This window comes from Bartonella sp. AP58NXGY (assembly GCF_042195785.1).
In the GTDB taxonomy this organism is placed as follows: domain Bacteria; phylum Pseudomonadota; class Alphaproteobacteria; order Rhizobiales; family Rhizobiaceae; genus Bartonella.
This window is the reverse complement of the sequence record NZ_JBHIOY010000299.1, coordinates 369-660: the sequence shown is the minus strand read 5'-3', so window position 1 is coordinate 660 and position 292 is coordinate 369. Positions and strand designations below refer to the sequence as shown.

Below are 292 nucleotides of genomic sequence, written 5' to 3'. Positions count from 1 at the left end.
TTGGACCTGTAAAGGTACCATCTTTAAAGGCTGTATCCCCACCTAAAAACTTAGCAACATCTTGAGAGATCGTGTTAATCTGACCGCCTGTAACCGCATCATGCGAATTCTCAGCAATTTGACCATCAGCAACATTATGCAATGCAACAGGGGCTGCATTCGAGCCTTTTCCTAGAGTTACACTCGTATAATCAGTCTCACCATTTTCCTTCTTATCGTAAAGAACAACCGCTGAATCATCTGATTGAAGACTGTTAGAAAGCTGCTCCAAACTTTGATCAAGCTGAGCTTT

Annotated in this window: 1 pseudogene; it reads right to left on the bottom strand. The window is 42.1% G+C overall.

Annotated elements, in window-relative coordinates:
* A pseudogene (locus tag ACFINC_RS11070) lies at positions 1 to 292 on the bottom strand (hypothetical protein); the annotation flags it as partial.